Origin of the sequence: Prescottella sp. R16, assembly GCF_030656875.1 — a bacterium.
Taxonomy (GTDB): Bacteria; Actinomycetota; Actinomycetes; order Mycobacteriales; family Mycobacteriaceae; genus Prescottella.
This window is the reverse complement of record NZ_CP130943.1, coordinates 1,084,980-1,098,913: the sequence shown is the minus strand read 5'-3', so window position 1 is coordinate 1,098,913 and position 13,934 is coordinate 1,084,980. Positions and strand designations below refer to the sequence as shown.

The following is a 13,934-nucleotide window of genomic DNA, read 5'->3' as shown; positions in this document are numbered from 1 at the left end:
CCCGAGTCCGCGGCGGCCTCCTCGTTCCCGGCCCTCGTGGTCGCCGTCATCTGCGCACCCTTCCCCCCACCAGCTCGGGGCTCGTGGTGCGTCGTCTCGAAGGATTCGAATGCGTACCTCTGCTCATCGACCGGCGCGTGCCAACGCGCAGCTCACCGTCTCCGACGTCTCCGTGACGCGTGGGGCGATCTCCGTCCTGAACCAGGTCGATCTCACCGTCACGCCGACGTCGCGTATCGCGATCGTGGGTGAGAACGGGCGGGGCAAGTCGACCCTGCTCCACGTGCTCGACGGCACCCTCACCCCGGACACCGGCACGGTGCACCGCATCGGGACGCTGGGTGTCGCGGAACAGGAAATGCCGGTGGCCGACGATCGCACCGTGGGCCGTGCCGTGGCGGAGGCCATCGCCGCACCGCTCGCGGCGCTGACGGCGCTCGACGCGGCCGCACACGCACTCGCGGACGGGAGTGCCGGTGCCGCGCAGCGGTATGCGGTCGCACTCGAGGATGCCGAGGCACAGGACGCCTGGGACGCCGAGCGGCGGGTGCAGATCGCACTCGAGGCACTCGACGCGGAAACCGACCCGGACCGGCTGCTGCGGGAACTCTCGGTGGGACAGCGGTATCGCGTGCGTCTCGCGTGTCTGCTGGGCGGCGGCGACGACTTCCTGCTGCTCGACGAGCCCACCAACCATCTCGACCACAGTGGGCTCGAGTTCCTGACGGCGCAGCTCCGGTCGCGTCGCAGTGGCGTGGTCGTCGTCACGCACGATCGTGCCCTGCTGTCGGACGTCGCGGAGACCGTCGTCGATCTCGATCCGTCACCCGACGGTCGGCCGCGCGTGTACGGCAACGGTTACGCCGGTTATCGCGAGGGCCGGACGGCCGAACGTCTGCGCTGGGAGCAGGAGTACGACCGTCAGCAGGCCGAACACGCCCGGCTGGCGGAGAGTCTCGCCGCGGCCCGGAATCGGCTGGTGTCCGGGTGGCGTCCGGAGAAGGGGACGGACAAACACGGGCGCGCGACCCGCGCGGGCGGGCTGGTGCAGAGCGTGCACCGCCGGCAGGAACAGCTCGACGCCCACGCGGTGACCGTGCCGGAGCCGCCGCAGCAACTCCGCTTCCCCGAGCTGCCGACGAGAACCGGTGCGGTACTGCTGCGCGCCGATCGGGTCGGCGTGACGGCCCGTCTGGCCGGCCCGGTCTCGCTCACGCTCGAGCACCGCGGACGCCTGGTCGTGACCGGGCCGAACGGGGCCGGGAAGTCGACCCTGCTGCGGGTGCTCGCGCGGGAGCTGCAACCGGACACGGGCTCGGTGTGGACGCCTCAGGGGTCCCGCGTGGGCGTCCTCCGTCAGGAGACCTCGTTGCCGTTGCACCGGCGGGCGAGCGAGGTCTATGCCGCCCGCGTCGACGCGCTCCGGGCGGCGGGGGTGCTACCGGAATCGGGCGTGGCCGGGCTGTCCCAGCTCGGTCTTCTGCGGGCCCGCGAGTCGGGCAAGCGGATCGGTGAGCTGTCGACGGGTCAGCAGCGCCGCCTCGATCTGGCGCTGCTGCTCGCGGCGGCACCGCACGTGCTCCTGCTGGACGAGCCCACCAACCACCTGTCGATCGCTCTCGTCGACGAACTGACCGAGGCTCTCGGCGCGACCCTGGCGGCGGTTGTCCTCTCCACCCACGACCGGCAGCTGCTCCGCGACGTCGACGACTGGCCCGCGCTGCACCTGGATGCGGCGGTGGGCAGTACGGCACCGGTGTGAGCGACCGCGGGCCACGTGGGGCCCGCGGTCGCCATCGTGTGTCCGGTCAGGTGTTCGACGGCACGATCATCACCGGGCAGTCCGCGGTGTGCAGCATCGCGCGGCTCGTCGACCCGAGCAGCATGCCGCGGAAGCCGCCCCGTCCGCGGGTGCCGACCACGATCAGCTGTGCCTGTTCGGCGTACTCGCTGAGCACCCGCACCGGCCGGTCCCGGGCGACGACACGTTCGACGTCGACGTCCGGGTACTGTTCCCGGCAGCCGGCGAGTCGCTCGGCGAGCACCACTTCCTCACCGGCCTGGATGCGGCTCCAGTGCGGGTCGTCGGGGGTGGCGCCGAGGGACGGCTGAACGCTCACGTCGCTCCACACGTTGACGGCGACGAGTCCCGCACCACGCGCCGACGCCTCCACGAACGCGGCCTCGACCGCGGGCCGGCACGATTCGGAGCCGTCGACACCCACCACGATCGGCCCCTCGGTCGGCGGGAGCCCGTCGAGAGTGCGGCCGCGGACCACGACGACCGGGCACTCGGCGTGGGCGGCGACGGCCGCGGTGACGGAACCGACGATCAGCCCGGTGATCTCACCGTGCCCGTGCGAGCCGAGGACGAGCATCGACGCGGTCGCCGACATCTCGATCAGGGTCGGCGCGGGGCGCCCGTCGACGGCATCGGTGGTGACGTCGATCGAGCCGATCGGCTCCGCGGACTGCCGGGCCAGCACGTGCGCGGAGTCGAGACGGGCCTTCGCGGTGTCACGCAGTTCGTCCTGGAAGCTGCGCGCCAGGTAGGGCTCGGAGTAGTAGAACGCCGGGATGTGGACGGCGGTGACGATGTGCAGGCGGCGCCGGTGGAAGGCGGCGGCGCGGGCCGCCCACACCACCGCGTTCGACGCCGATTCGGATCCGTCGACAGCGACGACGATCGCCTCGGTTGCGTTCATGTACTCGTTCCCTTCTCCGTTCGCGGCCGTCAGCCGGTGATCGCGCGCAGCTTCTCGATCTGTGCGACACGGCCCGCCCGGTCGGCGGCGAGCGGTGTCACGTTGAGGGTGGTGACCCCGGCGGCCGCGAACGCGGCGACCCGTTCCTTGACGAAGTCCTCGGTGCCGATGAGCGAGACGGCCCGCACGAGTTCGTCGGGGACGGCGGCGGCCGCCTCGTCCTTCTTGCCCGCGAGGTAGAGGTCCTGGATCTTCTCGGCCTCCGCCTCGTAGCCGTACCGGCAGGCGAGGTCGTTGTAGAAGTTCTTGCCCTTGGCGCCCATGCCGCCGATGTACAGCGCCAGGTGCGGTTTGATCCACTGCAGCATCGGTTCGACGTCGTCGCCGATCGCGAGGGTGGGGCTCGCGTAGACCTGCAGGTCACCGAGGCTCGGATCACGCTTCGCCTTGCCCGCGGCGAGCGCCTCGCCCCACACCGCGTCCGCCTTCTCGGGGTGGAAGAAGATCGGTTCCCAGCCCTCGGCGATCTCCGCGGTCATCGCGACGTTCTTGGGTCCCAGGGACGCGATGACGATCGGGATGCGTTCGCGCACCGGATGATTGATGAGCTTGAGCGGCTTACCCAGTCCCGTGCCCTGCTCTGCGGGCAGCGGGATCTGATAGTACTTGCCCTGGTGTTCGACCTTCTCGCGGCGCCACACCTGACGGCAGATGTCGACGAGTTCGCGGGTGCGGCCGAGCGGGGCGTCGTACTTGACGCCGTGGAAGCCCTCGATCACCTGCGGGCCGGACGCGCCGATGCCCATGACGAAGCGGCCGTTCGAGACGAAGTCCAGCCCGGCCGCCGTCATCGCCGTGAGACTCGGGGTGCGGGTGTAGATCTGGAAGATGCCGGACGCGAGTTCCACCGTCGACGTCTTCGCGGCGAGGTAACCGATCTGGCTCACCGCGTCGAACGAGTACGCCTCGGGGACGAACACGATGTCCAGGCCCGCCCGTTCCAGGTCGGCGACCTCGTCGGCGGTCTCGGTGAATCCACCGCTGTAGTTCAAGCCCATACCGATACGCATCGGCGACCCCACTTCCGTGATTACTGTGACGGACGTTACGACGGTACGGGACTCTACGACCGCTCGGGACGAACCACCATCACCGGGCACTGTGCTTTCTGCACCAGCTCGTTGCTGGTGGAACCGAGCAGCAGCCCGCGGAATCCGCCGCGGCCCCGGCTGCCGACCACCACCAGCTGCGCCTTCTGCGACCACGCGATCAGGTGGGTGCGCGGCCCGTCGATGTAGAGCTCCCGCCGGACCTCGACGTCCGGGTAGCGCTCGCACCAGCCGGCGAGGCGCTCGGACAGCACCTCGTGTTCGGCGTCCTCGAACGCGCGCGGGTCGCGGATCGCGTTGCGGCCGCCGGCGAGGGTGCCGTGCGGGGTGTCGCTCCACGCGTGGATCGCGACGAGCGGGACGCCGCGCAGCGCGGCCTCCTCGAACGCGACGGCGGTGGCCCGCTCGCTGGTGGGGCTGCCGTCGATACCGACGACCACCGGACCGCTGTCGGGCACCTCGCCGTCGCGTCGGTGCACCACCACGACCGGGCACACGCCGTGGCTGGCCGCCCCCACCGCCGTCGACCCGATACCACCGGCCGCCCCGCTGCCGGACGCGCCGAGCACGAGTGCCCGCGAGTCCTCCGACAGCGACACCAGCCAGCGGGCTCCGCCCATCGTGGAGATCTCGGTGGAGATCCGGACGTCGGCGGACACCCGGCGCGCCGTCTCCGCCGCCGCGGTGAGAATGTCCTTGCCCTGCACCTCCATCCAGTCGTAGATGCCGGCGACGTCGAGGTACGGGGCGCCGTACGTGTACGGCGAGAAGTTCAGTGCGTGGACGAGTCGCAGTGTCAGGTTCCGGGCGGCGCACATGCGGGTGGCCCACACGACGGCGTCGTGCGCGGCGTCCGATCCGTCGACTCCCACCACCACCGAGTTCGCGTCCCGAGCCACCGACGGCTCGTCGGTGTCGTATCGAGTTTCTCCGGCGGTCATCCCGCTCACCCACTTCCGTTGCTACGAATCGGTGTCGGGTCCGACGTTAGTCACTCGGGCGGGTTCACGCGTGGATCCCTGAGCCTCCGGATGTTCGGGACCAAAGTCCCGCCCGGTACGGGCGAAAGTCGGAACCTCGCCGTGGGGACCGCGATGCACGTCACATTTAATTGTCATCTGACATGACAATTTTCTACGGTCGAGTCATGCAGTTGACGCAGTTCACCGATCTGGGCTTGCGGATCGTGATGCGCCTGGCAGCCGAACCGGTCGCCGACGCACCGTCCGAGCCCGGCACTCGTGTGATCGCACAGCAACTCTCGGTGTCGTACAGCCATGCCACGAAAGTGGTTGCCCGGCTGAGCGAACTCGGAGTCCTCACCACCCGCAGAGGGCGCGGCGGAGGCCTCGCGATCACCGACCTGGGGCGGAGCGCGCCCCTCGGGTGGCTGACCCGGCAGCTCGAGGGAGACGCCGAGGTCGTGACGTGCGAAGGAGACAATCCGTGCCCGTTTCGGCGCGATTGTCGACTACGATCCGCCCTGCGTGACGCCCAGAACGCGTTCTACGACGCCCTGGACACCCTGACGGTCCGCGACCTCGCCGCGACCGGATCGTCGACCGAGAACCTGCTGTCGGCACTCACCGTGCCGGCAGCGAAGTAGAACCCCACCACAACCGACCGAACAGGAGATTCCGATGCTCTCGGAGGCCTCGAAGGAAACCGTCCGCGCCACCCTGCCCGCCGTGGGTGCGGCGATCGGCGACATCACGACGCTGTTCTACCGCAAGCTGTTCGCGGCACATCCCGAACTCGAGCGCGACCTGTTCAACCGCGGCAACCAGAAGCAGGGCGAGCAGCAGAAGGCGCTCGCCGGCGCCATCGCGGCGTTCGCGACGCTGCAGCTCGACCCCGACGAGGAGCGTGTGCAGACCATCCTGTCGCGCATCGCGCACAAGCACGCCTCGCTGGGCATCACCGCCGACCAGTACTGGGTCGTCCACAAGCATCTGTTCGAGGCGATCGTCGAGGTCCTCGGCGAGGCCGTGACACCGGAGGTCGCGTCCGCGTGGGACGAGGTGTACTGGCTCATGGCCAACACGCTCATCGCGATGGAGAAGGGCCTGTACGAGCAGGCCGGTGTCGACGCCGGTGACGTGTGGCGCACGGTGAAGGTGACCAAGCGGGTGCACCAGTCCGCGGACACCGTGTCGTTCACGCTGGCGTCGCTCGACGGCTCGGCGCTGCCGAGCTTCGCTCCCGGCCAGTACATCTCGGTACAGGTGGCCCTGCCGGACGGCGCACACCAGATCCGCCAGTACAGCCTGGCGTGCGAACCGACGGACGCCGAGTGGCGGATCACCGTCAAGCGGATCGGCGCCCTGTCTCAGGCCGACGGCTCCGTCGCCCCGGCCGGCGAGGTGTCGAACTTCCTGTACGACAACCTCTTCGAGGGCGACGAACTGAAGGTGTCGCTGCCGTTCGGCGACCTGACCCTGCCGGAGGACGACGCCCCACTGCTGCTGATCTCCGCCGGTATCGGCTGCACCCCGATGATCGGCATGCTCGAGCACCTCGCGTCGACCGACGACAAGCGTGCCGTCTCGGTGCTGCACGCGGACCGCAGCGCGGCGCAGCACGCGCACCGCGCCGAGCTCGCCGAGCTCGTCGACCGACTGCCGGCCGGTGTCGTGCACCGCTGGTACGAGGACCTGGGTGCGCGCGAGGCGTTCGCCGGGACCCGGCTGGGCCGCGCGGACCTGTCCGACATCGTCATCGAGCCCGGTACCCGCGCGTTCCTGTGCGGCCCACTGCCGTTCATGCTCGCAATGAAGGAGTCGCTCATCGCCCGCAACGTCCCCGCCGAGAACATCCACTACGAGGTGTTCGGTCCGGACAGCTGGGCCGGCGCGAGCGCGTAGGTCCCACTCGGGCCCTCCTGCTACGGATACCACGACCGTCGGCGACACCACGTCGCCGGTGTTCGTGGCTTTCCGGCATCCTGAGCCCCCGTGATCTACGGTGAGGTGTGGCCCGATCTCAGTTGATCCTGACGCCGCTGACACCCGCGGCGATCTTTCTCGTGTTCACCGTCGACGAGGGTGGTGAAACCGCCGTCCGCGACCTGCTGGCCGACGTCGACGGCCTGCGCAAGGCCGTCGGTTTTCGTGTCGCCGGATCCAGATTGGTGTGTGTCACCTCGATCGGATCGGCTGCGTGGGACCGCCTGTTCGACGGCCCCCGCCCGGCACAGTTGCACGAGTTCGTCGAACTCGACGGCGGCCGTCACCGCGCCCCGTCGACTCCCGGCGACCTGCTGTTCCACATCCGTGCGGTGTCGATGGACCTGTGCTTCGAGCTCGCATCGAAGATCGTGGGCCGGTTGCGCGGCGCGGCCACGGTCGTCGACGAGACGCACGGATTCCGGTACTTCGAGCAGCGGGACCTGCTCGGGTTCGTCGACGGCACCGAGAATCCCGAGGACGTCGAGGCCGCCGAGGCCGCTCTCGTCGGGGACGAGGATCCCGAGTTCACCGGTGGCAGCTACGTGATCGTGCAGAAGTACCTGCACGACATGGACGCCTGGAACGCGATCTCCACCGAGGAGCAGGAACGCGTCATCGGACGCACCAAGCTCGACGACATCGAGATGGACGACGACGTCAAACCGTCGAATTCCCATGTCGCCCTGACCACGATCACCGAACCGGACGGCACCGAACGCGAGATCTTGCGCGTCAACATGCCGTTCGGCAGCTTCGGCGACGACGAGTTCGGAACCTACTTCATCGGGTATGCGGCCGACCCGGCCGTCACCGAGGAGATGCTGCGCAACATGTTCGTCGGCAAGCCCGAGGGCAACACCGACCGCATCCTCGACTTCTCCACCGCCGTCACCGGCGGCCTGTTCTTCTCCCCCGCACTCGGATTCCTGGACGCCCTCCCACCTGCGCCGAGCGTCCGGGCCCCCGACACCGACGACACGAGCCCGTCCCCCGCCGCTGACGGATCACTCGGAATTGGCAGTCTGAGAAGGAGTTCCACACGATGAACAATCTCTATCGCGGTCTCGCCCCCGTCACCGACGTCGCCTGGGCGTCGATCGAGGAGGAGGCGACCCGAACCTTCAAGCGGCACATCGCCGGTCGCACCGTGGTCGACGTCTCCGGCCCGCACGGCACCGACTTCTCCGCAGTCGGTCTGGGCCGCACCACCGTCATCGACGCGCCCGCGTCGGGGGTGCTGGCCCGGCAGCGGAAGGTGGCCCCGCTCGTGGAGCTACGGGTTCCGTTCACACTGTCCCGGGAGGAGATCGACAACGTCGAACGCGGCGCTCAGGACGCCGACTGGGACGCGGTGAAGGAGGCCGCGAAGAAGATCGCGTTCGCCGAGGACCGGGCGATCTTCGAGGGGTACGCAGCCGCCGGGATCGAGGGCATCCGGGCGGCGTCGTCGAATCCGCCGCTGCGGCTGCCCGACGACGTCCGCGACGTACCGGAGGCGATCAGTCAGGCTCTGTCGGAACTACGGCTCGCCGGTGTCGACGGCCCGTACTCGGTGCTGCTCAGCGCCGACGCCTACACCGAGGTCAGTGAGACGTCCGACCACGGCTATCCGATCCGGGAGCACATTCGCCGGCTCATCGACGGCGACATCATCTGGGCGCCCGCGATCGACGGGGCGTTCGTGCTCAGCACCCGCGGCGGCGACTTCGATCTGCAGATCGGGCAGGACCTGTCGATCGGCTACCTGTCGCACGATTCGGAGACGGTCGAACTGTACTTCCAGGAGTCGCTGACGTTCCTCAACTACACGTCGGAGGCGTCGGTCGCACTGGCTCGCGGCTGACAGCGGCTCCCCCGAAAGACGAAGTCCCCGCCCGGATGTCGGCATCCGGGCGGGGACTTCTGTCGTATCGGAAGATCACATGGTGGTGGAGGCGCCGCGCCACGTGACCGCGACACCGCGCTCCTCGAGCCACGACGACGGGTCGGCCTTGGCGCCGGACGCGTCCCACACCTCGAAGTGCAGGTGCGGGCCGGTGGACTGGCCGCGGTTGCCGACGGTGGCGATCTGCTGGCCCGCGCTCACCCGCTGGCCGCTGCTCACCTGGTAGTCGTTGATGTGCCCGTAGACGGTGGTGGTGCCGTCGTCGTGCAGGACCCGCACCCACAGACCGAAGCCCGACGCCGGTCCGGCGTCGACGACGACACCGTCGGCCGCGGCGTACACGGGGGTACCGATGGGGGCGGCGATGTCGAGTCCGCTGTGCCGGACACCCCAGCGCGGGCCGAAATCGGATGTGAGTGTGCCCGAGACGGGCTTGACTGCGCGCGGGGCGAGGCTGCCGGTGGAACCGGTGGATCCCAGGTGCGCCTCGGCGGCGTCGACGGCGGCGCGGATCGCGTCCTGCACCTGCGGCAGATCGGCGGGCACCGGTGCAGCCTTGACCGTATCGACGATCTGCTGTGCCGTCGGCGAGACGGGCAGCTGCGGCAGTTCCGGCAGCTGCAGCTGCGGCAGCTCGGGCAGCTGGATCTGAGTGCCGGGAATCGTGTCGGCGGCGGCCGTACCGGCACCCATCTGGGCGCCCACGGTCAGGAATGCGCCGGTAGCGGCGGCGACGGTAGCGGCCTTGACACCCGCGCTGGGGCCCGGAGTTTCAAGGCGATGGCGTCCCACAGTTACTACCTCGTCAATCGTGTCGTCGGCTGCACTCTCGATCTTGCTGCCGGGCCAAGGTAACAAATTCATATAGGTCGTGGCTAGCGTTACCGGTTCTTTATTTTCGGCGATCCGAACCTCGCCGCCACGACCTCGGCCGATTCATCGCCGGGCCCCGCGGACCGCTACACTCACTGACTGCGCCCAGCCCTCGTAGCTCAGGGGATAGAGCACGGCTCTCCTAAAGCCGGTGTCGCAGGTTCGAATCCTGCCGAGGGCACTCGTGAAGGATTTCCGCCGGATACCGGCGGAAATCCTTCACTGCTCGTCTCGGGGCCCCGTCGTCTCAGCCGGTGGCGCGACTGCGCATCGCGTCGACGAACACACCGGGGATCTCCGCGGGAGTGCGGGCGATGTGGCTGGTTCCGCCGGTGGCGGCGGAAATCTTCTGTAGCACTGCGGCGTCGGCGTCCTCGGTGACACCGATCGTGACGACGATGACCGGGCGGGCCGGGTCCTGTTCCCGCGTCAGCGTGGCGAGCAGGTTGTCGAGTGTGATGCTCGACGGATCCTCGTTGGCGCCGTCGGTGAGCAGGATGACGCTGTTGACGGCGCCGGGGTCGTAGCCCTCCTTGACCTTCCGGAACGCGGCGAGCGTCGTGTCGTACAGGCCGGTGCCGCCCTGGACGAGCGTCGGGAGGGTGCGGACCGCGTCGGTGAGTTTCTGCCGCTGGGTGGCGCCGTCGACGGTCTCGTCGAGCCGCCGGATCGGGACGAGTTCGCGGTAGTCCTTGCCGCCGCCCCCGAGCCCGATCGAGAACGCCCACAGGCCGAGCTGCGCGTTGTCCGGGAACAGTTTCGCCCCGGTCTCGCTGGCCTGCACCGTCAGCGCGATCCGGGTGGCCGGGCCGGCGTTCTCCGCCATCGACCCGGACACGTCCTCGACGACGAGTGCCCGCGACGGCAGCGCGAGCACCGCATACCGTTTCAGGACCTGCGCGGCCGCGGCCGGATCCGACGGCGTCAGCACCGACACGTCGCCGACGCCGCGGCCACCGTCGAGCGGTGCCCGATCCGGTCCACGGAAACCGGCGCGGGACAGTGCACTGCGGCCGGCATCGGACGCCACCGCCTCGGCGAGTGCGACACCGGCGTCCGTCGCGGCCGCGCGGTCGGTGTCGGGAGCGGTGACCACCACCGGATAGTCGAGGAACACCGCACCGGTGGCCGGCACCGTCGTGGCCGCGCCGGCGTCGCCGACGACCTGCTGCTCGGTGACGATCGCGATCCCGCCGTCGGAGTCGACCGCGGCGAGACGCTGCGCGGCGTCGGTCTGGTGCAGGTTGGCCGCCTGCGCCTGCGCGAGCGGCACCAGTGCGGCCGGGACGGCGTCGGCGGCCACCGTTCCCGCGTCCGCCTCGGCGAGGGCCCCGACGATCGGTGCATTCGAGATACTGCTGGTGAGCGGGTCACCGATCCGCAGTCCGTGCAGTCGCAGCGCGTCGAGCCACGTCGCGAACGACTGTGTCTCGCCGGCGCGGCCCGCGATCACGACCGGGGTGGCCGCGATCGACGGGGCAGCGACGTCGAAGCCGATACCGGCGCTGTCGGCCGCCTTCGCGACCCACTGCGTCGAATCCGGGATCCACAGGTCGGGCCGGCTCGGGTCACCGGCCGCCCCGAGTCCGTCGGCGCCGGGCGCCGCGGTGATCGTGAACGATCGGCAGCCGAGGTCCTCGGCCGACGCCGACGCGGTGATCTCGGTGAGAACCGGTGCGATCGCCGGGTCCGCCATCACCCGGTGTTCGCTCACCGTGTCGCAGCCGCCGGCGCGGTCGACGAGCAGATAGGCGCCGGTACCGGCGAGCGCGACGACCGCCAGTCCGATCGCACCGTAGGTGACGGCCGACGCGCCCGCACGCGGCGCACTGTGACGTCCGGGCATCGTTCCGGGACCTCCCCGATTCAGGTGTAGAGCGTGACGAACTTCTGCAGGGAACTCTCGATGTCGCCGCGCAGGGCCCGCGCGACACCGGATCCGATCGGCCCGAACAGCGGTGCCCCGCCCAGTTCGATGTCGAGGACGACTCTTGCGCCCACGTCCACCGGTTCGACGCCGAGGACCAGGCCGAGCTTGACGCCGCCCTTGCCGTCGCCCTTCAGCACCAGGCTGCGCGGCGGATCGTATTTCTTCAGGGTCCAGGCGACACGGTTGCGCAGGCCCTTGACCGACACGATCGAGCTGACGGTGGTGCCGGCTCGTAGTTCGTCGGGCAGTTCGCTGCGCCACGCCTCGTGGATGCTGAGCCACTCGTCGAACCCCGTCAGATCCGACGCCCTGTTCCACGCGTCGTCGGGACTCATCGGGACGTCGACGGACACCTTCAGCTTGGCCATCGTCGGATCGTAGCCAACAGGAAACGTGACGTATAGGACCCGGACGAGACACTGCTGCGTCCCGCATCGGTCGACGCGGGACGCAGCAGTGCAGGGTTTTCTAGTGCGCGACGGCCTTCTCGACGCCGACACCGGTGAGCGAGCGGACCTCCATCTCGGCCTGTTTCGCAGGATCCTCCGGCTTCCGGCGTCCGACGTGGGTGCCGACGATGCCGAGGACGAATGCCAGCGGGATGGACACGATGCCCGGATTGGACAGCGGGAACCAGGAGAAGTCGGCGTTCGGGAACATCGAGCTCTTGGCCCCGGACACGGCCGGCGAGAACACGATCAGCACCAGGCAGCTGAGCAGGCCGCCGTAGATGCTCCACAGGGCGCCGGTGGTGTTGAACTTCTTCCAGAACAGCGAGTACAGCAGGGTCGGCAGGTTCGCGGATGCGGCGACCGCGAACGCGAGGGCGACGAGGAACGCGATGTTCTGGCCCATCGCCAGGATCCCGAGGACGATCGACGCCAACCCGATCACGACGACGGTGATGCGGGAAACCCGCACCTGCTCTTCCTCGGATGCCTTGCCACGCTTGATGACACTGGCGTAGATGTCGTGGGCGAACGACGCCGACGCGGTGATCGCGAGGCCGGCGACGACCGCGAGGATCGTGGCGAACGCGACCGCGGAGATGATCGACAGGAACAGGGTGCCGCCGAGTTCGAACGCGAGCAGCGGGGCGGCCGCGTTCTCCTTGCCGGGGGCGTCGAGGATCTTGTCGGGGCCGACCATTCGGGCGGCGCCGTAGCCGAGGACCAGGGTGAACAGGTAGAAGGCACCGATCAGTCCGATCGCCCACGTCACCGAGCGGCGGGCCTCCTTCGCGGTGGGCACGGTGTAGAAGCGCATCAGCACGTGCGGCAGGCCCGCGGTCCCGAGCACCAAGGCGATGCCGAGGGAGATGAAGTCCAGCCGGGACATCGAGCTGATGCCGTACTTCGCGCCCGGAGCGAGGACGTCGCGGCCGGCGACCGCCTCGTTGGTCGAGTCGGTGACCATGTTCTGCGCGTCGGCGAGGAGCTGCGAGAAGTTGCCGCGGACGGCGAACAGCACGAGCACGAACATGATGGCGGCGCCGGCGATCAGCAGAACCGCCTTGACCATCTGCACGTACGTGGTGCCCTTCATGCCGCCGACGAGGACGTACACGATCATCAGGACACCGACGACGGCGACGACGATCGCCTGACCGGCCTTGTCGTGGATGTCGAGCAGCAGTGCGACGAGGCCACCGGCACCGGCCATCTGGGCGAGCAGGTAGAACAGCGACACGACGAGCGTGGACAGTGCGGCGGCCATCCGGACCGGACGCTGCTTCAGCCGGAAGCTGAGGACGTCGGCCATCGTGAATCGTCCTGTGTTGCGCAGGAGTTCGGCCACCAGCAGCAGTGCGACGAGCCAGGCGACGAGGAAGCCGATCGAGTACAGGAAGCCGTCGTAGCCGTAGACGGCGATGGCGCCGGCGATGCCGAGGAACGATGCCGCCGACAGGTAGTCGCCGGCGATCGCGAAACCGTTCTGCGGGCCGGAGAACTGGCCGCCTCCGGTGTAGAAGTCGGACGCCTTCTTGGTGGTGCGGCTCGCCCGGATCACGATGCCCATCGTGATCACCACGAACGCCACGAAGATGGCGATGTTGAGGACCGGGTTACCGACCTGGGAGCTCTCTGCCGCGAGAATCGTCGTCACTTGACCGGCCCTTCCAGCTCGTCGCGGATCGCCGCGGCGCGGGGATCGAGTTCACGGTTCGCGAACTTCACGTACAGCGCGGTGATCACGAACGTCGACACGAACTGCCCGAACCCGAGGACGATCCCGAGGTTGACGTGTCCGATCACCTCGGTGGCCATGAAGCCGGGTGCGTACGTGGCGAGCAGCACGTAGATCGCGTACCACGCGAGGAAGAACGCGGTCATCGGGAACACGAAGTGCCGCAAGCGGTGTCGCAACTCCTGGAATTGCGGGCTGGCCTGCATGTCGAGGAAGGCCTGCGCGTCGGGGGCACTGCGCTGCGGCGGTACCCCCGAACCGAGGTCGGTGGTGGTCATGGTCGGCTCCTGGGACGTG

General features: G+C 69.2%; 13 protein-coding genes and 1 tRNA gene. 6 read left to right on the top strand and 8 right to left on the bottom strand.

The window, feature by feature from the left end:
- Window positions 1-109: 109 nt before the first annotated feature.
- Entirely contained in the window at window positions 110-1,762 is a 1,653-nt protein-coding gene (locus Q5696_RS05155; protein ID WP_305094137.1) for an ATP-binding cassette domain-containing protein, read from the top strand.
- A 46-nt stretch (window positions 1,763-1,808) separates the two neighbouring features.
- Here the strand turns inward: Q5696_RS05155 and Q5696_RS05150 are convergent, their stop codons facing one another.
- The 3 genes from Q5696_RS05150 to Q5696_RS05140 are packed head-to-tail and all read right to left on the bottom strand — an operon-like array spanning window position 1,809 to window position 4,755.
- The gene (locus Q5696_RS05150; protein WP_305094136.1) at window positions 1,809-2,705 is read right to left on the bottom strand and encodes a universal stress protein; all 897 of its coding nucleotides are present in this window, start codon (window positions 2,703-2,705) and stop codon (window positions 1,809-1,811) included.
- 29 nt (window positions 2,706-2,734) lie between these two features.
- Window positions 2,735-3,775 carry an LLM class F420-dependent oxidoreductase gene (locus Q5696_RS05145; RefSeq protein WP_305094135.1) on the bottom strand — a complete coding sequence of 347 codons (1,041 nt, stop codon included), beginning with the start codon at window positions 3,773-3,775 and terminating at the stop codon, window positions 2,735-2,737.
- A gap of 53 nt (window positions 3,776-3,828) precedes the next feature.
- Window positions 3,829-4,755, bottom strand: coding sequence for a universal stress protein (locus Q5696_RS05140; RefSeq protein WP_305094134.1), 927 nt, complete (start codon window positions 4,753-4,755; stop codon window positions 3,829-3,831).
- Window positions 4,756-4,961: 206 nt separating this feature from the next.
- Between Q5696_RS05140 and Q5696_RS05135 the strand changes: the two genes are divergently transcribed.
- The 4 genes from Q5696_RS05135 to Q5696_RS05120 all read left to right on the top strand — a co-directional run bounded on the left by Q5696_RS05135 (window position 4,962) and on the right by Q5696_RS05120 (window position 8,605).
- Window positions 4,962-5,420 (top strand): RrF2 family transcriptional regulator, encoded by a 459-nt coding sequence (locus Q5696_RS05135; protein WP_305094133.1) that lies wholly within the window; start codon window positions 4,962-4,964, stop codon window positions 5,418-5,420.
- A gap of 34 nt (window positions 5,421-5,454) precedes the next feature.
- Window positions 5,455-6,678, top strand: a complete 1,224-nt coding sequence (locus tag Q5696_RS05130; RefSeq protein ID WP_305094132.1) for a globin domain-containing protein — start codon at window positions 5,455-5,457, stop codon at window positions 6,676-6,678.
- Between the two features lie 107 nt (window positions 6,679-6,785).
- Entirely contained in the window at window positions 6,786-7,808 is a 1,023-nt protein-coding gene (locus Q5696_RS05125; protein ID WP_305094131.1) for a Dyp-type peroxidase, read from the top strand.
- Complete coding sequence (locus Q5696_RS05120; protein WP_305094130.1) at window positions 7,805-8,605, top strand: family 1 encapsulin nanocompartment shell protein; 801 nt, start codon at window positions 7,805-7,807, stop codon at window positions 8,603-8,605. Before Q5696_RS05125 ends, Q5696_RS05120 begins: the two co-directional genes overlap by 4 nt.
- Before the next feature lie 75 nt (window positions 8,606-8,680).
- Here Q5696_RS05120 and Q5696_RS05115 read toward each other — a convergent pair whose 3' ends face one another.
- Window positions 8,681-9,511, bottom strand: coding sequence for a M23 family metallopeptidase (locus Q5696_RS05115; RefSeq protein ID WP_370654863.1), 831 nt, complete (start codon window positions 9,509-9,511; stop codon window positions 8,681-8,683).
- A 117-nt stretch (window positions 9,512-9,628) separates the two neighbouring features.
- Here Q5696_RS05115 and Q5696_RS05110 point away from each other — a divergent pair.
- Window positions 9,629-9,701: transfer RNA gene (locus Q5696_RS05110), tRNA-Arg, on the top strand.
- Between the two features lie 66 nt (window positions 9,702-9,767).
- On the opposite strand, the gene Q5696_RS05105 is transcribed toward Q5696_RS05110, so the two are convergent.
- The 4 genes from Q5696_RS05105 to Q5696_RS05090 form a co-directional block, all read right to left on the bottom strand.
- Window positions 9,768-11,366, bottom strand: a complete 1,599-nt coding sequence (locus Q5696_RS05105; RefSeq protein ID WP_305094128.1) for a substrate-binding domain-containing protein — start codon at window positions 11,364-11,366, stop codon at window positions 9,768-9,770.
- 20 nt (window positions 11,367-11,386) lie between these two features.
- The gene (locus Q5696_RS05100) at window positions 11,387-11,818 is read right to left on the bottom strand and encodes a type II toxin-antitoxin system Rv0910 family toxin (RefSeq protein WP_305094127.1); all 432 of its coding nucleotides are present in this window, start codon (window positions 11,816-11,818) and stop codon (window positions 11,387-11,389) included.
- Window positions 11,819-11,918: 100 nt separating this feature from the next.
- The gene (locus tag Q5696_RS05095) at window positions 11,919-13,556 is read right to left on the bottom strand and encodes a monocarboxylic acid transporter (RefSeq protein ID WP_305094126.1); all 1,638 of its coding nucleotides are present in this window, start codon (window positions 13,554-13,556) and stop codon (window positions 11,919-11,921) included.
- Window positions 13,553-13,915: a DUF485 domain-containing protein gene (locus Q5696_RS05090; protein ID WP_305094125.1), complete on the bottom strand. Its 363-nt coding sequence runs from the start codon at window positions 13,913-13,915 to the stop codon at window positions 13,553-13,555. The genes Q5696_RS05095 and Q5696_RS05090 overlap by 4 nt, the downstream gene beginning before the upstream one ends.
- Window positions 13,916-13,934: the final 19 nt, after the last annotated feature.